Annotated in this window: 18 protein-coding genes; 8 read left to right on the forward strand and 10 right to left on the reverse strand. The window is 72.6% G+C overall.

From position 1 onward, the window contains the following. Positions 1–90 precede the first annotated feature (90 nt). Positions 91–573, forward strand: coding sequence for a hypothetical protein (locus I8920_RS02815; RefSeq protein WP_198657677.1), 483 nt, complete (start codon positions 91–93; stop codon positions 571–573). Continuing rightward, entirely contained in the window at positions 570–1,217 is a 648-nt protein-coding gene (gene lepB, locus I8920_RS02820; RefSeq protein WP_198657678.1) for a signal peptidase I, read from the forward strand. The genes I8920_RS02815 and lepB overlap by 4 nt, the downstream gene beginning before the upstream one ends. A 29-nt stretch (positions 1,218–1,246) precedes the next feature. Here lepB and I8920_RS02825 read toward each other — a convergent pair whose 3' ends face one another. After that, positions 1,247–1,564: a hypothetical protein gene (locus tag I8920_RS02825; protein WP_198657679.1), complete on the reverse strand. Its 318-nt coding sequence runs from the start codon at positions 1,562–1,564 to the stop codon at positions 1,247–1,249. An 88-nt stretch (positions 1,565–1,652) separates the two neighbouring features. Between I8920_RS02825 and I8920_RS02830 the strand changes: the two genes are divergently transcribed. Beyond that, a complete protein-coding gene (locus tag I8920_RS02830; protein WP_198657680.1) occupies positions 1,653–2,855 on the forward strand; it encodes a PP2C family protein-serine/threonine phosphatase in 1,203 nt (400 codons plus the stop codon). 99 nt (positions 2,856–2,954) lie between these two features. Here I8920_RS02830 and I8920_RS02835 read toward each other — a convergent pair whose 3' ends face one another. Continuing rightward, positions 2,955–3,824 (reverse strand): phosphoribosylaminoimidazolesuccinocarboxamide synthase, encoded by an 870-nt coding sequence (locus I8920_RS02835; RefSeq protein WP_198657681.1) that lies wholly within the window; start codon positions 3,822–3,824, stop codon positions 2,955–2,957. Further along, entirely contained in the window at positions 3,821–5,104 is a 1,284-nt protein-coding gene (gene purD / locus I8920_RS02840) for a phosphoribosylamine--glycine ligase (protein WP_198657682.1), read from the reverse strand. Before purD ends, I8920_RS02835 begins: the two co-directional genes overlap by 4 nt. Positions 5,105–5,162: 58 nt before the next feature. Here purD and I8920_RS02845 point away from each other — a divergent pair, with 58 nt between their 5' ends. After that, on the forward strand, positions 5,163–5,537 hold the full coding sequence (locus tag I8920_RS02845) for a sterol carrier family protein (protein WP_198657683.1): 375 nt from the start codon (positions 5,163–5,165) through the stop codon (positions 5,535–5,537). Positions 5,538–5,731: 194 nt separating this feature from the next. On the opposite strand, the gene I8920_RS02850 is transcribed toward I8920_RS02845, so the two are convergent. Further along, complete coding sequence (locus tag I8920_RS02850; RefSeq protein ID WP_198657684.1) at positions 5,732–8,317, reverse strand: LuxR C-terminal-related transcriptional regulator; 2,586 nt, start codon at positions 8,315–8,317, stop codon at positions 5,732–5,734. A gap of 107 nt (positions 8,318–8,424) precedes the next feature. On the opposite strand from I8920_RS02850, the gene I8920_RS02855 reads away from it, so the two are divergent. Beyond that, a complete protein-coding gene (locus I8920_RS02855; protein WP_198657685.1) occupies positions 8,425–8,838 on the forward strand; it encodes a hypothetical protein in 414 nt (137 codons plus the stop codon). An 84-nt stretch (positions 8,839–8,922) separates the two neighbouring features. On the opposite strand, the gene purF is transcribed toward I8920_RS02855, so the two are convergent. Then, positions 8,923–10,380: an amidophosphoribosyltransferase gene (gene purF, locus I8920_RS02860; RefSeq protein ID WP_198657686.1), complete on the reverse strand. Its 1,458-nt coding sequence runs from the start codon at positions 10,378–10,380 to the stop codon at positions 8,923–8,925. A 74-nt stretch (positions 10,381–10,454) separates the two neighbouring features. Here purF and purM point away from each other — a divergent pair, with 74 nt between their 5' ends. Then, positions 10,455–11,570 carry a phosphoribosylformylglycinamidine cyclo-ligase gene (gene purM / locus I8920_RS02865; RefSeq protein WP_198657687.1) on the forward strand — a complete coding sequence of 372 codons (1,116 nt, stop codon included), beginning with the start codon at positions 10,455–10,457 and terminating at the stop codon, positions 11,568–11,570. A 330-nt stretch (positions 11,571–11,900) separates the two neighbouring features. On the opposite strand, the gene I8920_RS02870 is transcribed toward purM, so the two are convergent. Then, positions 11,901–12,119, reverse strand: coding sequence for a DUF3073 domain-containing protein (locus I8920_RS02870; protein ID WP_198657688.1), 219 nt, complete (start codon positions 12,117–12,119; stop codon positions 11,901–11,903). Positions 12,120–12,277: 158 nt separating this feature from the next. On the opposite strand from I8920_RS02870, the gene I8920_RS02875 reads away from it, so the two are divergent. Beyond that, positions 12,278–13,432: an FAD-dependent oxidoreductase gene (locus I8920_RS02875; RefSeq protein ID WP_198657689.1), complete on the forward strand. Its 1,155-nt coding sequence runs from the start codon at positions 12,278–12,280 to the stop codon at positions 13,430–13,432. 55 nt (positions 13,433–13,487) lie between these two features. Here the strand turns inward: I8920_RS02875 and I8920_RS02880 are convergent, their stop codons facing one another. The 4 genes from I8920_RS02880 to I8920_RS02895 all read right to left on the reverse strand — a co-directional run bounded on the left by I8920_RS02880 (position 13,488) and on the right by I8920_RS02895 (position 17,411). Then, the gene (locus I8920_RS02880; RefSeq protein WP_198657690.1) at positions 13,488–13,928 is read right to left on the reverse strand and encodes a DoxX family protein; all 441 of its coding nucleotides are present in this window, start codon (positions 13,926–13,928) and stop codon (positions 13,488–13,490) included. A gap of 120 nt (positions 13,929–14,048) precedes the next feature. Beyond that, entirely contained in the window at positions 14,049–14,324 is a 276-nt protein-coding gene (locus I8920_RS02885) for a DUF3072 domain-containing protein (RefSeq protein ID WP_198657691.1), read from the reverse strand. 97 nt (positions 14,325–14,421) lie between these two features. Continuing rightward, complete coding sequence (locus tag I8920_RS02890; RefSeq protein WP_198657692.1) at positions 14,422–15,177, reverse strand: hypothetical protein; 756 nt, start codon at positions 15,175–15,177, stop codon at positions 14,422–14,424. An 11-nt stretch (positions 15,178–15,188) separates the two neighbouring features. Then, a complete protein-coding gene (locus I8920_RS02895) occupies positions 15,189–17,411 on the reverse strand; it encodes an APC family permease (RefSeq protein WP_198657693.1) in 2,223 nt (740 codons plus the stop codon). Positions 17,412–17,541: 130 nt separating this feature from the next. On the opposite strand from I8920_RS02895, the gene I8920_RS02900 reads away from it, so the two are divergent. Next, a complete protein-coding gene (locus I8920_RS02900) occupies positions 17,542–18,003 on the forward strand; it encodes a MerR family transcriptional regulator (RefSeq protein ID WP_232832801.1) in 462 nt (153 codons plus the stop codon). Positions 18,004–18,039 lie beyond the last annotated feature (36 nt).

Here is an 18,039-nt window from a genome sequence, read left to right on the forward strand (position 1 = left end):
GGACGGATGCGAGCAACACGTCGGCCGCACCGCCCCGAGCGAGGGCCCCGTGCCGGTCGCCCGGATCCGCGCCACCTCCCGCTGTCGCACGTGCGCGACCGCATGTCGTCGTACATCTACGGCAACATCACGGTGCTCGCCGCCGCCATCGCCGTGGACCCCGAGGCGATCGAGCACGGGGCGGCGGTGTGGGCGGTGCTCGCGACCGCGGTGCTGACCTACCTGGCGCACGTGCTCGCGCACCTGGTGGCGCACGGCCTGGGCGACGACGGCACCGAGTCCGACACCGACCGCCGTGAGTCCGCCGTCGTGATCGCACGGAACGCCAACCCGATCGCGACGTCGGGCCTGATCCCGGCCGTGCTCTACGCCGCGTCGTGGGCCGGACTGCTGCCGGCGGGGTGGGCGCAGACCGCAGCGCTCGTCATCCTGGTCGTGCGCATCGCCCTGGTGGGTGTGTTCGTGCAGCGGTTCAGCGGGCAGCGGCCCACGTTCGTCGGGCTGTGGGGTGGGATCGTGCTCGCCGTCGTGGCGCTCGTGATCGGTGCCGTGAAGGTGGTGTTGACGCATTGAGCGAGCCCGGAGCCGCCGACCGCCCCGGCACCGCCGACGACGCTGCCACCAGGACGACACGCGGCACGGGACGGTTCCTCCGCGACCTCGTGGTCATCGTGGTGGTGGCGCTCCTGGCGTCCTTCCTGGTGAAGGCCTACCTGGTGCGGTCCTTCTTCATCCCCTCGGCGTCGATGCAGGACACGCTGTTGGTCGGCGACCGGGTGCTCGTCAACGAGCTCGTGCCCGGCCTCGTGCCGCTGCGGCGCGGCGACGTCGTCGTGTTCCAGGACCCGGGCGGCTGGCTCGGGATGGGCCAGGGCGACGACCTCATCAAGCGGGTGATCGGACTGCCGGGCGACACCGTCTCGTGCTGCGACGCCGACGGGCGGCTGTCCGTCAACGGCCACGCGGTCGACGAGCCGTACGTCGTGCGTCAGCCCGGATCGGACCGCGTCGCCGCGGACGACTTCGAGGTCACCGTGCCGGCGGGCCGGATCTGGGTGATGGGCGACAACCGACCGAACTCGGCCGACTCCCGCGTCCACGGCACCGTGCCCGTCGACGACGTGGTCGGGCGGGCGTTCCTGACGACCTGGCCGGTCTCGCGCTGGACGGTCCTGTCGCGGTACGGCGACGAGTGGGACCGGGTGCCCGCGCCGTGAACCGTGCCCGTCGCGCTGCTGCGCGGCGGTCAGCAACCCGTCGTCGTCAGGGCGACCGACGCCACACCATCGGCGGTGACGGTCGTCGACTGCGGGCACAGGTCGCCGGCGCGGACGGTGACCTCGCCGAGCGGGACCCCCGCGAAGTCGGCCGTGCCGCCCGGGAACACCCGCTGGTGCTCGGAGCGCTTGCCCGTCGACGCGAACACCTCGACCTCGTACGGGTGCTCCGCGGCGTTCGCCGACACCGTGACGGAGAGCTGTCCCGTCGAGTCGTGCGCACCACACCCGGTCAGGGCGACGGCCACGGCGACGCCGAGGACGGTTGCGGGGACGGAGCGGAACACGCCTCCCAGGCTACGCCGACACGCGGGGAGCACCGCGCCCTCCGGACTGGGGACAGGTCCTGTCCGGTCTGCGCGTTACCGTGGTCGCATGCAGCCGGAGACCGCGACGTCCGTGCCCGCACCAGCAGGAGCCGATGCGGTCCGCCGCGCTGCCCTGATCGCCGCGCTCGACATCGTCGAGGGCGGGGTCGAGGAGCGCTTCGAGCGGATCACCCGGATCGCCCGCGAGGCCTTCGGGGTGTCCGGCTCCTTCCTGAACCTGGCGGGCGAGTCCACGCTGACGATCGCCTCGCAGCAGAGCGAGCAGCGGTTCGGGCCGGTCATCCCGCTGCAGGACACCTTCTGCGGGCGCACCCTCGGTGAGCGCGGACCGGTGGTCGTCCCCGACGCGAGCGCCGACGACCGGTACTCGGACATGCCGATGGTCGTCGGCGACCCGAACGTCCGCTTCTACGCCGGCGTCGGGCTCCGCGCCGGCGACGACGACCTGAAGATCGGCACGCTCTGCCTGATCGACCCGCAGCCCCGCACGCTCGAGCCGGACGACCTCGCACTGCTGCAGGAACTCGGGGTGTGGGCCGAGCGGGAGCTCGCGGCCGGCGCCGACGAGGACCGGTTGCGCACCGTGCTGACGGGCCTGGAGCCCCCGGCGGTCGACTTGCCCGGCTACCGGATCGCCGGGCTGTCGATCCCGCACGGCGTCGTGGCCGGTGACTTCCACGACTGGCACCGCTCCGGCCCGGACGCGCTGCACCTGTCGGTGTCGGACGTGATGGGCAAGGGCATGTCGGCCGGGCTGCTCGCGGCGAACCTCCGCGGCGCCCTGCTCGCCCGCGGCGACCTGGACCCGGGGGTCGCGGTCGCCGAGCTCGAGGCGCAGGTGGCCCCGGAGTTCGGTCGCGCCGAGTCGTTCGCGACGATGTTCCACGGCCGCTTGACGCCGTCGACTGGCCGCCTCGACTTCACCGACGCCGGCCACGGACTGGTCCTGCAGCTCCGCGAGGACGACGAGCGGATCATGCGGTCGTCGGACCTGCCGATCGGACTGCACCCGGCGGGCCTGCCGCGGGCGGCGGGGTCGCTCGTCCTGCGGCCGGGTGACGTCCTGCTCGTGGTCACCGACGGCGCGCTGGAGCTCTGGGACTCGACGCTCGCGTCGCTGTCCGAACTCGGCGCGCTCTACCGGCAGTCGCCGGACGTCGAGACCTTCCTGCAGCGGGTGCGGCAGCGCGCGGCCGAGCACGACCCCGGCGACGACCTGACGGTGGTCGTGGTGGCGCGCGACGCGTAGCGCGGCCGCGCGGGTAGCCGCAGCGAGGCGCTCGACGTGGCGTCAGGCGCTCGACGTGGCGTCAGGCGCTCGACGTCGCGTCAGGCGCTCGACGTCGCGTCAGGCGCCGAGGCGCTCGATGAGCTCCGCGTACCGGGCAGCCGTGCGGCTGACGATCTCGTCCGGCAGCACCGGCGGCGTGCCCTGGCGGTCCCAGTGCGCGCTGAGCCAGTCGCGGACGATCTGCTTGTCGAACGAGTCGGTGCGGTCGGCGGACCGGGCGTCCCAGTAGCGGCTCGAGTCGCTCGTCAGGACCTCGTCCGCGATCCGGATCCGGCCGGTGGCGTCCTGCCCGAACTCGAACTTCGTGTCCGCGATCACGACGTCCCGCTCCAGGGCGATGGCCGCCGCCTCGGTGTAGACGTGCAGCGAGCGCTCACGCAGCGTCGCGGCGGTCTCGGCGCCGACCAGGTCGACCGTCTGCTCGTACGAGATGTTCTCGTCGTGCTGGCCCTGCGGCGCCTTGTACGCCGGCGTGTAGATCGGTTCCGGCAGGCGGTCGCCGTTCGACAGCCCGGCGGGCAGGGCGACACCGCAGACGCTGCCCGTCTGCTGGTACTCCGCCCAGCCGCTGCCGACCAGGTAGCCGCGCACCACGCACTCCACGGGGAACATGTCGAGCGGCATCACGTGCATGGCCCGCGCCTCGACCTCGGGCGGGACCGGGGTGCCGCCGGACGACGGGCCGATCAGGTGGTTCGGCACGTCGCTGAGCTGCGTGAACCAGAACCGCGACAGCCGCGTGAGCAGCTCGCCCTTGCCGGGGATGGGCGGTTCCAGCGCGAAGTCGTACGCGCTGACCCGGTCGGACGCCACGAGCAGCAGCTCGGACGCGCTCGCGATGTCGGGGGTGCCCTCCGGCACGTACAGTTCGCGGACCTTGCCCGACGAGACGTGCCGCCAGCCGGCGATCTGCCCGGCGGCGCTCACCGGGCGACCTTCGCGGCGATGTCGGTGCGGTACTGCGCGCCCTCGAGGGCGATGTCGCCGAGCCCCGCGTACGCCCGCTCGCGGGCCTCGGCGAACGAGGTCCCGGTCGCGACGATGCTGAGGACGCGGCCACCGGTGGCGACGAGTCCACCGTCGAGCACGCCGGTGGCAGCGTGCGCGACCGAGACACCGTCGCGGGCGTTGGCGGCGTCGATGCCGGTGATGACCCGGCCGGTCCTCGGGTTCTCCGGGTAGCCCTCGCTCGCGAGCACGACCGTCACCGCGGCCTCGTCGCGGAACACGGGCGCCGGGGCGCCGGCGAGCTGCCCGGTCGCAGCGGCCAGCAGCAGCTGGCTGAGCGGCGTCGCCAGGCGGGGGAGGACGACCTGCGTCTCCGGGTCGCCGAAGCGGGCGTTGAACTCGATCACGCGGACGCCCTGCTCGGTCACGATGAGCCCGCAGTAGAGCAGGCCGACGAACGGCGTGCCCTCGTGCTCCAGACGACGGACGGTCGGCAGCGCGACGAGGTCGGTGACCTCGTCGACGAACGCCTGCTCCGACGGCCAGCGGTCGGCCAGCCACGGCAGCGGCGAGTACGCACCCATGCCGCCGGTGTTCGGCCCGACGTCACCGTCGGCGAGGCGCTTGTAGTCCTGTGCGGGGCTGAGCGGCCGGACGTCGTGGCCGTCGCTCAGGAAGAACAGCGAGACCTCTTCGCCGTCCAGGAACTCCTCGACCACCACGGGGCCGTGCTGCAACCAGTACGTGGCGTGGTCGACGGCGGCCTGGCGGTCCTCGGTCACCAGCACGCCCTTGCCCGCGGCGAGTCCGTCGGCCTTCACCACGTAGGGTGCGCCGAGCTCGTCGATGGCGGCGACGGCTTCGTCCACCGTGCTCGCGGAGACCGGACGGCCGGTCGGCACGCCGGCCTCGGCCATGATCCGCTTGGCGAACGCCTTCGAGCCCTCGAGCTGTGCGGCAGCCCTGCCCGGCCCGAAGACCGGGATGCCCCGGGTGCGGACGGGGTCGGCGACGCCGGCGATGAGCGGGGCCTCGGGCCCGACGACGACGAGTTCGACGCCGTTCTCGATCGCGTACTCGGCGACCAGGGCGCCGTTCGTCGGGTCGAGGGAGACGGTCTCGACGTCGGCGGCGATGCCGGCGTTGCCGGGCGCCGCCGTGATGACGTGCGCGGCCTGCCCGTCGCCCGTCCCTTCAGCGAGGAGGGCCGTGATGATCGCGTGCTCGCGGGCACCGGAACCGAGGACGAGGATTCGCACCCGATCACCCTACCCAGCCCGACACGCCGCCCGCGATCCACGGGGCTAGCCTGTGCAGATGCCACCCAGGAGGATCGAGGACGCCGACGGACGCGCAGCACTGGCCGCCGTGCAGCGGGGGGAGACGTCGCGCCCGGTCGTGGCGACCGCCGTGCGGTGGACGCTGCAGTGCCTGGCGGACGACGTCCCCGGTAACAGCGTCGAGGTGAGGGTCCCGCCGTTCGCCGCCGTGCAGGCCGTCCCCGGACCGCGCCACACGCGCGGGACGCCGCCGAACGTGGTCGAGACGGACGCGACGACCTGGCTCGCGCTCGCGACGGCGTCGCTCACCTGGGACGACGCCGTGGCGCAGGCGCGGGTCAGCGCGTCCGGATCGCGCGCCGACCTGACGGCGTTCCTGCCGGTGCGATTGCCGGTCGCCGGTGCGAATTAGGTAGTCCCTACCGATGCGAGCGCATCGACCGGGTCCCTACGCTGGAAGTCGCCGGGATTCGGACCCGACCCGAACGGGTCCGAACCCGGCGACAGGGACCAAACTACGCGATGTTGCGCACCACCTGTCAACCATCGCGGCGAGTCGTGGTGCAACTCACAACCTTCCCGCGTCGCTGGTGCGCGCCCGCGTGCTCAGATCAGGCCGCTGAGCTCCGACCGGGCGTGCAGGTCCCACTTCGTGAACACGCGGGACAGGTGGGCGTCGATCGTGCGGGTCGACAGCCCGAGGACCTCCGCGATCCGCCGGTTGCTCAGCCCCTGCGCAGCGAGCTCGGCGACCTCGTACTCGCGCTTCGTCAGCGCGGGCTTCACCTGGCCGGCCGCCACCGACATGCCGTGCGAGGCGAGCACGCGCTGCGCGGCGAGCACCCGGGTCTGGTCGCCGGCGAGCTGTGCGTCGGCGTACTCCCCGATCGCGGTCGCGAGCGGCCCGTCGACGCGGGCGGCGGCGTCCCGCAGACGGTCGAGTGCCGCCGCGGTGTCCCGTCCGTTCTGCATGGCCACCGAGTAGTGCAGCGCCTGGCCGTACATCACGTGGGTCCACGAGCCGTTCGCCGTGCTCCGCGCGATGATCTCGTCGGCGTGCTGCAGCCCGGCGGGGTTGCCGAGCAGGGACTCGGTCCACGCGATCGTCACGGCGACCTGCTCGCCGGTGATGCGCATCGCGCGCTCGGGGGTCGTCCGGGCCCGGTCGAGCGCGGCGGCGGCCTCCTCGGCGTTGCCGGCGAACGCGTGCGCCATCGCCAGACGCGCCCACGGGTACGCCGCGAACCCGCCGTGGTCGGCCACGTCGTACCGCTCGCACGCGGCCGAGAACGCGGCGATCGCGTCGTCCCACCGTCGCTGCCCGATCGCCAGGTTGCCCTGGCCGATGAGCTCGAGCGTGAAGTCGTACTTCAGGTACGGGCTCGACCGGCCCGCGGGGACCTCGATGACCAGGTCGTCCAGGTCGCCGCGCCACACCTGCACCTGGTGCAGCACCGAGGTGTTCTCGCCGACGCTCCAGGGGGCGTCCTCGACGTGGGCGATGGCCGTGGCGACCGCGCGGCGGGCGAGTGCCGCGGCCGCTTCGAGCCGTCCCGCGGTCGCGAGTGCCATCACCGCGCACGGAGCCACCACCAGGAAGGACACCGGTACCGTCGGGGCGTGCTCGATCCCGGTGCGCTCGACCTCCGCCCGGACCTCGGCGAAGTCCCCGCCCCAGCCGAGGTGCGCCATGCGGAGCAACCGCAGTCGCTCGACCGCCTCGTCGGACACCAGCCGGGACGCGGCCTCGGTCAGCGCGACGGCGGCTGCGACGTCGTCGTCGTGGAACTGCCGGATGTTCGCCAGGGTCTCGCACGCCTCGATCACGGCGTCGTCCGACACGGCGCCGCGGTGCTGCTTGGCCACGGCCCAGGCGGCCTCGGCGTCCGCACGCCCCGCCTCGCGGCCGTCGGAGTACGAGTGGGCGAGGGAGCGCAGGCAGTGCGCCGTCACCTGCTCGGTCGGCGTCAGGGTGGTCCGGAGCGCGGCAGAGGCCAGCGCGATGCCGCTCTCGTACTCCTGCAGCCGCACCGCGACCTGCGCGGCGTCGACGAGCTGGTCGACGGAGGGCAGCACGCCGCACTCGAGCGACCACAGCACGGCACGGAGCCGCGCGGCGGGCGGAGCGCCCTCGGGCCGGTCGGCGCGGAAGGCGTTGGCGCGGGCGAACAGCGCGGTGCGCCGGGCCACCGGCACGAGCGTGCGGATGACCTCGCCGACGAGCGGGTGCGACGGCCGCACCACCGCGGCGCCGTCCTCGAGGGCGTCGATGCGGACGAGGCCGAGCGCGACGACCCGGTCGACGTCGCCACCGGACACCAGGCCGAGCAGGCGCCCGAGCGGGATCGGGTCGGCGAGGGCGACGATGTCGACGACGTCGCGCAGGTCCTCGGGCAGGGCACCGAGCTCCGTGCGGTACATGTCCGACAGGCTGTCGGACGCCGTGACCCGACCACGCCAGTACCACCCGGTCGCGGTGTGGTCGAGGGCTCCGGACGTGCGCGCGGCACGGACGACCTCGCGCAGGTACAGGGGGTTGCCGGCGGTGGCGCGGTGCACGCGCTCCGCCGAGGCGATCTCGAGCGGCGAGCCGAGCGCCTCCGTCACGAGCGAGGTGGTCTCGTGCAGCGTGAGCGGCTGCAGGTCGATGCGCTCCAGCAGGTCGTCCTGCCACAGCGCGCGGAGCGGTTCCTTCAGGGCCGTGAAGTCGCGGCAGGTCAGCACCAGCCGGGCACCCTGCCGCCGCACGAGCCAGGCGACGTACCGCGCCGACACGGCGTCGAGGTGGTCGGCGTCGTCGACGCGGAGCAGCACGTCGCGGTCGGCGAGGTCCGCGATCGCGGCCAGGCGTTCCTCGGCGGTGGAGTCGTCGGACAGCTCGGAGATCGAGGCCGGCAGCTCACCGAAGCGCTCGGCGATGACCTCGAACGGCATCGACCGGCTCGCGGCGACCGCGGTGATCGGCACGACGACCGTGCGTCCGGTGCCGTCGCGTGCCGCGACGCGGTCGGTGACCCGTGCCGCGACGGTGCTCTTGCCGAGGCCGGGGGCACCGACGATCGCGACGCTCCAGCGGTGCTCGGCGACGACCGCGACCGCGCGGTCCTCCTCGGCGCGCTGCGCGACGGGCCAGGCGGTCCGGGCGGGCGAGTCCGACAGGCGGCCACGGCGCGAGGTGGTCCGATCACGCATGCGGCACACTCCTTCCCTCGGCCGTCCGATCAGTGACGACCATCCTCCCCCGGAACCGTGCGCTCCGCACAGGCGCGGCACGTCCCACAGTGGGGGACAATGGTCGGGTGAGCAACACCGATCGACCCGACGAGCAGCCGGCAGCCGTCCCTGCCCGCACCCCGGTCCCGGCGCCCAACGCGGTGGCGTCGCCCGACGAGGTCACCATCCGCCGTGCCCCGAAGTTCGGGGTCTTCATCGTCGGTGGCGCGGTGCTCGGCTTCCTCGCGACCCTGGTCGTGGTCTCGCTCACCATGAACCTGCCCGGCCAGGACGACGACACCAGCTTCGGCGGCCTCGTCGGCTACTTCAGCCTGTGGGGCGTCACGATCGGTGCGTTCGTCGGCGCGGTCGTCGCGGTCGTGTTCGACCGCGTCTACGCCCGCCGCGCCGCCCGCCTGACGGCGGAGCGCGTCGAGGTGGAGCTGCCCCCCGAGACGGTCGTCGGCGAGCTCGACGACCACGGCGACCAGCGGCCGTAGCCGCGGCCCACGAACGGACGGGAGGCACGGTGCCAGCTGGCACCGTGCCTCCCGTCCGTCACGTGGTCGCGTACCGGACGCGACCTAGCTGAGCTGGTTCGCCTCGACCCAGGACAGGTACTCCGGGCTGACGGTGCCCGTCACGTACTCGCCCGTGAAGCAGCTCATCTCGAGCTCGGTCACGTCGGAGCCCTCGATGATGGCGTCCCGCATGTCGCCGATCTCCTGGTAGATCAGGTGGTCGCTGCCGAGCACGCGGTTGATCTCCGGGATCTTCCGGTCGTGCGCGATGAGCTCGGCGCGCGTGGGCATGTTGATGCCGTACACGTGCGGGAACCGGACAGGGGGAGCGGCGCTGGTGAACGTGACCTCGTTCGCACCGGCCGCCCGGGCCATCTCCACGATCTCCTTGCTCGTCGTGCCGCGCACGATCGAGTCGTCGACGATCAGGATGTTCTTGCCCTTGAACTCCGACGACATCGCGTTGAGCTTCTGGCGCACCGACCGCTTGCGCTCCGCCTGGCCCGGCATGATGAACGTGCGGCCGACGTAGCGGTTCTTGTAGAAGCCCTCGCGGTACTCGATGCCGAGCTTCTGCGCGACCTGCATGGCGGCCGGACGGCTGGAGTCCGGGATCGGCATGACCACGTCGATGTCGCCGGTCGGGGCGTACTGCTCGATGGTGTCCGCCAGGCGGTTGCCGAGACGGAGTCGGGCGTCGTAGACCGAGATGCCGTTCATGACCGAGTCGGGGCGGGCCAGGTAGACGTACTCGAACGAGCACGGCACCAGACGCGGGTTCTTCGCGCACTGCCGGGCGTGCATCTGGCCGTTCATCTCGATGAACACGGCCTCGCCGGGGGCGATGTCGCGCACGATCTCGTAGCCGCCGGACTCGAGCACGAGCGACTCGCTCGCGACGACCCACTCGGGCTGGCCGGCCTCGTCGAACTTGTGGCCGAGGATGAGCGGGCGGATGCCGTACGGGTCACGGAAGGCGAGCAGCCCGTGCCCGGCGATCGTCGCGATCGTGGCGTAGGAGCCCTCGACGCGCTCGTGTACGCGCTCGACGGCGTCGAAGACCTGCCCGGGGTCGAGGTTCGCGCCGCGCACCTGGCCCTGCAGCTCGTGCGCCAGCACGTTCACCAGCAGCTCGGTGTCGCTCGTCGTGTTGAGGTGCCGACGGTCGATGTCGAACAGTTCACGCGTGAGTTCCCGCGTGTTGGTGAGGTTGCCGTTGTGCACGAGGACGATGCCGTACGGCGCGTTCACGTAGAACGGCTGGGCCTCTTCTTCGTTCGTCGCGGCGCCCCTGGTGGCGTAGCGGACGTGGCCGAGCCCCATGGTGCCGAGGAGGGCACGCATGTCGCGGGTGCGGAACGCCTCGCGCACGTGCCCGCGGGTCTTGTGCATGTGGTGCACGTGGCCCTCGACCGTGGCGATGCCCGTCGAGTCCTGCCCGCGGTGCTGCAGGAGGAGCAGTGCGTCGTAGATGGATTGGTTGGCTGGGCCCTGCGCAACGAGGCCGACGATGCCGCACATTCGCGGGTGTGCTCCAGATCAGTAGAATCGGGGGGTACCGCCCAAGTCTGCCATGCCACCGCGAAGGACTCAGCATGCCCAACCCGTACGCCGAAGCCGGAGTGGACACCGCCGCCGGTGACCTGGCCGTCGAGCTCATGAAGTCCGCGGTCGCGGCGACCCACAACTCCTCGGTCCTCGGCGGCGTGGGCGGGTTCGCGGGGCTGTACGACGTGTCGTTCCTCAAGGACTTCGACCACCCGCTGCTCGCGACCTCGACCGACGGCGTCGGCACCAAGGTCGCCATCGCGCAGGCGATCGACAAGCACGACACCATCGGGCAGGACCTGGTCGGCATGGTCGTCGACGACATCGTCGTGGTCGGTGCCAAGCCGCTGTTCATGACCGACTACATCGCCTGCGGTCGCGTCGTGCCGAACCGCATCGCCGACATCGTCGCTGGCATCGCCCGCGGCTGCGCGGCGACGGGCACCGCCCTGGTGGGTGGCGAGACCGCGGAGCACCCCGGGCTGCTCGGCCCGGACGACTACGACGTTGCCGGTGCCGCGACGGGTGTCGTCGAGGCCGGCTCGCAGCTCGGCGCTCACCTGGTGCAGGACGGCGACGTCGTGCTGGCGATCGAGTCGTCGGGGCTGCACTCGAACGGGTACTCGCTGGTGCGCCACGTCCTGGCGTCGCGGGGGGTCGGGTTCACCGACGTCCTGCCCGAACTCTCCGGTCCGGTGTTCGGCGGCTCGGTCACCGTCGGCGAGGCACTGCTCGAACCGACCCGCCTGTACACCTCGCCGCTGCTGGAGCTGCTCGAGCAGCACCCGGGCGCCGTGCACTCGCTGTCGCACGTGACCGGCGGCGGCATCGCGGCGAACCTGGCGCGCGTGCTGCCGGTCGGCTCGTGGGTCGAGGTCGACCGCTCCACCTGGCAGCCGCTCCCCGTCTTCCGGGTGCTCGCCGACATGGCCGGCACCCCGATCGAGGACACCGAGGGCACCTGGAACCTGGGCATCGGCATGTTCGCGGTCGTCTCCGCCGCTGCGGCCGCCGACGTCATCGCATCGCTCGCGGCGTCGGGGATGCCGACCTGGCCCGTCGGGACGATCTCGACGTCCGCGCACGACCTGACCGGGTTCGAGCAGGGTGCGAAGGGCGTCGATGGCGGTGCCGTCCGGCTCGTCGGGAGCTACGCGGGCTGACGCCGCGCGCGGGTGCGTCGCGCCCGGCCGTGGTGCCTGCCCGCCGGGCCTGGTCGGTGAGGTCGCACTTCGTCCCGGAAGTCGTTCGCGGGTGCGGGCCGGAGTGCGATCTCAGCGCAGGTCCCGCCTCCCGCGGGTGCGGGGCGGGCCGACGGGCGCCGGGTCAACGCCGGGTGCCGGGTCGACGCCAGGCGGTGAAGTCGCACGTCGTCCCGGAAGCCGTTCGCGGATGCCGGCCGGAGTGCGATCTCAGCACGTGGCGACGGCACCGTCCGGGCACGCTGAAACGCCGCGCTGCCCGAGGGCTGCGCGGCGTGACTGCGAGGGAGATCAGGCGGACTTGTTCTGGTCCGCCTGGGACTCGAAGTCGTCGTCCTCTTCTGCCGGCTCCGCACCGTACTGGTCTGCCCAGCGGTCGACGTAGTCCTCGTCGGAATGTTGTCCGGCGGAGAGCTCCTGCTCGAGCGCACCGTAGTTCGTCTGCGGGCTGAAGTACTTCAGCTCACGGGCGACCTTGGTGTGCTTCGCCTTCTGACGGCCGCGCCCCATGCGTGACCCCCTCGTTCGGCTCTGGTCCGGTCCTGGCGAATGACGGAAGATCACTCGGGGAACCAGACGGTTCGTGGTTTGAAATCTGCCGATCACTCTACCATGTACCTCGATCTGGACGTCGCGCGACGGCTGGCCCGCACAGCAGAATCGAAGTGATGACGGAACCCCTCGAGCCCCCGGTCGACCAGCACGCACGTGTGGTCGTGATCGGCGCGGGGCAGGCTGGCCTCTCGGTGGGATACCACCTGCGGCGCCTCGGACTGGTACCCGGCAGCGATCTGGTCATCCTCGACCGCGCGCCGAGCACCGGGGGAGCGTGGCAGTTCCGCTGGGAGGCACTGCGGCTGGGGGCGGCTCACCGGGTGCACGACCTGCCCGGCATGCGGGCGATGGGCCTGACGTTCGACGACGCCGACCGGTCGCGCCCCGCTCGGGACGTGGTCGGCGAGTACTACCGGCGGTTCGAGCAGCACCACGACCTGCGCGTCCGGCGCCCGGTCGCGGTGACGTCGGTGGCGCGGCTGGAAGACGGACCGGCGGATGGGGGACCGGCGGGCATCGCTCCAGCGGACGCAGGCCTGTGCGTCACGACCCGCGGAGCCGACGGGGCCGTCCGCAGGATCCGAGCCGACGTCGTCGTGAACGCCTCCGGCACGTGGGGGACCCCGTTCGTCCCGTGGTACCCCGGCCGTGACATGTTCCGAGGGCGGCAGGTCGACACCACCGAGTACCGCAGCGCCACCGAGTTCGCGCGGCAGGACGTCGTGGTCGTCGGCGGTGGCACGAGCGCCATCGGGTTCCTGCTCGAGCTCGACGGCGTCGCCCGGTCGACACGGTGGTTCACCCGCCGCCCGATGGTCTGGGCCGGGACCGCGTCGCTCGACGTCGAGTCCGCGGTGGCCGCCGTCGACGAACAGGACCGGGCCGCCCGTGCCGGCGAGGTCCTGCCGAGCATCGTCAGCGGCACCGGGGCCCCGGTGTCGCGACGGATCCGCGCCGGGATCGACCGCGGCGTCCTGCACGACGAGCCGATGTTCACGCGGATGGGCGCGGACGGCGTGGTGACCGCTGACGGCGGCCACGTGCACGCCGACGCGGTCATCTGGGCGACGGGCTTCCGGGCCGACCTGCGGCACCTCGCGCCGCTGCACCTGCGGACCGCGGCCGGCGGCGTCGTGGTCGAGGACGGGCGGTCGGCGGACGAACCCCGTCTGTTCCTGGCCGGCTACGGGCCGCAGGCGTCGACGATCGGCGCGAACCGGGCCGGTCGACGCATCGCCCGCCAGGTCATGGACGCACTCGCCGGCTGACCGCGGGCCGACGTCGGTGACGGCGCAGGCGCCAGCGCCGACGCCGACACTGACGTCAGGCGGGCAGGGGCTCCTCGACCCCGCGACGCCGCCGCGAGGACCGCAGGACGAGGGCGTCCACCGAGAACCGCCCCGGCCCGGTCAGCGCCACCGCGAGGGACGCGACCGCCAGCACGAGCACGTACTCGAAGCCGCCCTCCTGCGCGAAGAACCCGGCGGTGGCGTGCGCGAGGAGCCCGGCGACCACCATGTCGACCGCGAGCAGCACCCCGACGACGCGGGTCGCGACCCCGAGGACGAGCAGCACGCCGCCCACGAGTTCGAGCCCGGCGACGAGCGGCGCGGCGACCTCGGCGAGCGGGACGCCCATGCCCGAGAAGCCCTGGGCGACGGTCGGGATGCCCTGGGCGAACTTCTGCGCGCCGTGGGCGATGAAGACGGCTCCGAGGACGATGCGGAGCGCGGTCAGGCCGAGGGAGGTCGATGTCGTTCGCATGGCCCCGACGGTAGCTGTTGACGTGTCATCGATGCCCCTCGACCGGGGGACTGCCCGCGCTTCGGCAGGACTTGCCCAGACGGCGTCCAGGCAGCGGTCCGCCGAAGCGCGGACCCGTTCTCAGGAATCCGTGCCGCGGCCCGTCTCCTGCTGCAGGCGGTCGATCTGCTCCGAGGCCTGCGCCTTGCTGAGGTCGGCGGGGAGCTCCTCGCCGGCCTCGCGGGCCAGGGTGTCCAGGTAGCTGCGCTGCGGGCCGGTCATCGGCTCGTCACCGGTGACCCACTGCTCGGGGTCCTTGCTGGCGGTGGTGGACGGGTCGGGTCGGGGGCCACCGAGGGTCTCGCCCTGGATCGGTGCGTCCTGGGGCTGCTGCTCGTCGCGCTCTGCGTCACTCATGTCGGCGACCGTACGCCGCACGTCCGTCATGCCTCGCAGCGGGGGCGTCCCCCGGACACCGCCGCACCGCACGACGGATGCGCCGTGCTCGCGCCGGTCAGACGGGCGTGGCCGTGTAGCGCACCAGGTCCGGGCCGACCGCGCTCGTGGCGATCGGCACCGTCCGGTCGTCTCGCCGGATCCAGATCGTCGCCGCACGCTCGTCGATCCGCTCCACGGCGTGCAGCGAGCCGTCGAGCAGCACCGACGCCGAGACCACGACCCGACCACTCGCCGGACGCGGCGGCAGGCCGACCAGGTCGTCGTCGAAGGCGGGGTGCTCGCCGGGCTGCAGGAACGGCGAGACGGGCGCGGTGACGACCTCGAGCCCCTCGTCGACCTCGGTCACCGCGACCAGGCGCACGGCCTGGTCGGTCGGCAGCGGGACGTCCACGACGGGGGCGTCGGCGGGGCCGGCCAACGCGCGGAGGGCGGGCCGACCGTCGGGGGCGAGCCGGGCCTCCAGGCCGTCGACCCGGACGCGACCGCGCCCACGCGAGTCGGCGTACAGCCCCGGCTCGATGCCGGACTGCCGTGCCTCGAGCCGCGAGAGGACGACGCGGTCCGGGCGGTACCAGTCGCGGAGCGCGGCGGGGTCCACCCAGCCGACGCTCGGCACGCCACGGGAGAGCGCGGCGGACTCGTCGGCGGCGCGTTCGTCGAGCGCCCCGAGCGGGTGCTCGCCGCGCACAGCGACGAGTCCCTCGTGCGGGCTGCCGGCCGGCGGCTCGTGGTCGAGCACCTCGACGCGCTTCGAGACCTTGCCGCCGTGCCCGTCGAACGTGGCGAACGTCCGCAGGTCACTGATGGTCATGGGGTCACATGCTACGACTCGTCGGAGCCCCGTCGCGGTGGCGAGGGGACCAGGGCGTGGATCTCGCCCGTGCAGAGCGCGGGGTCGACACCCTCGGCCGGGCCGGCCGGACGGGTCGCGCGGCGCGGCTGGATGCTGTTGCGCTCGACCGACCGCAGCAGGCGATCCGCGCCCGGAGCCGCGGCGTCGGTCGACGGGCCGGGCTGTGCCGGACGGCGCAGCGGGGGCCGCACGGGCTCTCCCCGGCGCTCCTGGCCGGGCAGCGGACGGGACCGACGGCCGTACAGCAGCTCGGACGAGTCGAGCAGCCACGGCACGAGCGCGACGGTGACCCCGTGCACGAGCAGCAGCTTCTTGCGGATGCGGCGGCCGCGGTGGTTGTGGAGCAGGCTCTCCCACCAGTGCCCGACGATGAAGATCGGGGTGTAGACGGTGACGACCTCGGAACCGTGCTCGTGCCGGTGTGCCTTGATGTACTTGATGAGCGGCATCGAGATGTCGCGGTACGGGCTCGGCACGATGGTCAGCGGCACGTGGATGTCGTACTCCGCCCACTGGTCGCGCAGCCGCTGGGCGTCGGCGTCGTCGATCGCCACGTGCACCGCCTCGATGCTCGCGTGCTCGGCGGCGACCGCGTAGTCGAGCGCCTTGAGCACGGGCTTCTGCAGCTTGTTCACCAGGACGATGGCGTGGTCGCCGGTGGCGCCGAACCGCGTCTCGACGTCGGCCTCGATCTCGTGCGAGACGTCGCGGTAGTAGCGGTTCACGCCGAGCATGAGCACGTACAGCACGGGCATGATCAGGAACACGAGCCAGGCGCCGTGCGTGAACTTCGTGATCGTGACGATGACGAGCACCACCAGGGTGAACGTCGCACCGATGGCGTTGATGGTGCGGGAGCGCACGACCTGCCCGCGGTGGACGGGAGCGTCCGCCGTGCCGTCGCGGTCGGCCCGCAGCAGCCGCGTCCAGTGCACGACCATGCCCGTCTGGCCGAGCGTGAACGACACGAAGACGCCGATGATGTACAGCTGGATGAGGCTCGTGACGTTCGCCCGGTAGACCACGAGCAGCGCCGCGGCGACGAGCGCGAGGACGATGACGCCGTTCGAGTAGATGAGCCGGTCGCCGCGGGTCGACAGCGCCTTCGGGGCGTACGAGTCGCGGGCCAGGATCGAGCCGAGCAGCGGGAAGCCGTTGAAGGCGGTGTTCGCGGCGAGGAGCAGGACCGCGGCCGTCGTCGCCTGGATCACGAAGAACAGCACCGAGTTGTTGCCGAAGGTCGCCGCCGCGATCTGGGCGATGAGCGAGCGCTGCGGCGTGGTCGCGCAGTCCGCGAAGCCCTGCAGGTCGCAGGCGCGCTCGGCGTAGTGCACCTGCGACACGAGCGCGAGCGTGATGAGCCCGATGAACAGGACGATCGCGATGCCGCCCATCGCGACCAGGGTGGCCTGTGCGTTCTTGATCTTCGGACGGCGGAACGCCTGCACGCCGTTCGCGATGGCCTCGACGCCGGTCAGGGCCGAGCAGCCCGAGGCGAAGGCGCGCAGGAGCAGCAGGATGAAGGCCGCCTGCGTGGTGTGCTCCACGTTCTCGACGGTGTAGGCGGCGGACTCGGCGATCGGGGCGTCGCCGGCGGCCACCCGGACGAGCCCGACGACGACCATGACGAAGACCGACGCCACGAAAAGGTAGGTCGGGATCGCGAAGGCCTTGCTCGACTCCCGCACGCCGCGCAGGTTGGTGGCGGCGAGCAGCACGACGAACAGCAGGGCGAGCTCGACCCGGAAGTGGTCGAGCATCGGCAGCGCCGAGATGATGTTGTCCACGCCCGAGGCGACCGACACGGCGACCGTCATCACGTAGTCGACGAGCAGTGCGCTCGCGACGACCAGCCCGGCCTTCTCGCCGAGGTTCCGGTGCGCCACCTCGTAGTCGCCACCGCCCGACGGGTACGCCTTGATGAGCTGGCGGTACGAGGCGACGACCACCACGAGCAGCAGCACGACGAGCGCCGCGACCCATGGGGCGAACGTCAGGAACGCCATGCCACCGAGCAGCAGGATCATCAGGAGTTCCTGCGGCGCGTACGCGACGGAGGACAGCGGGTCACTCGCGAAGATCGGCAGCGCCAGGTGCTTCGGGAGGAGCTGTCCTTCGAGCTTCTCGGAGGGGAGTGGATCCCCGATCAGTCGTGCTTTCAACGACCGGACCTCGTTCGTCACGAGCGGCAAACCTACTCAGTTCCGGGCGCGAGTCAACACGGTAGGGCAGCCGGGTATTCCCCGACGGTCACGGGCGCCGCACCGACGGCGTGGCGCACCCCGGACGCTTGACGCGGCGTCAACCAGTACTGTCGCGAGGGTGAGTGCTTCGACAGACACGGGTGACTCAGCTGCGAAAGCGCCGCACGGCATCGCCGACGTGGCGCGTTCCGCCGGGCTGTCCAGCCGGACCCTGCGGCACTACGACGCGATCGGCCTGCTGCCGGCCACGGCGGTGGGCGACGGCGGACTCCGCCGCTACGACGACCGCGCGCTCGTCCGGCTGCAGCGGATCCTGTTGCTGCGGGGGTCGGGGCTCGGCCTCACCGAGATCGCGCGACGGCTCGGCACCGACCTCGGTGCCGACGGCGACACCGACGACGACGCAGCGGCGCTCGCCGACCACCTCGTGTGGCTCGAGCGGGAGCGCGACCGGCTCGCCCGCCAGCTCGCCGCGGTGCGGACCACCGTGGCGCGGCTCGAGCGCGGCGACCGCCTGACGGCGGCCGAGGCGTTCGACGGCTTCGCGCCGACGCGGTCGCCGGCAGCCGACGCGGGGTGACACGCGACAGGCGGTGCGGACGCGGCCGGGAGGCTC

The sequence above is a fragment of the Curtobacterium sp. YC1 genome, from assembly GCF_016267665.1.
Classification (GTDB): Bacteria; Actinomycetota; Actinomycetes; order Actinomycetales; family Microbacteriaceae; genus Curtobacterium.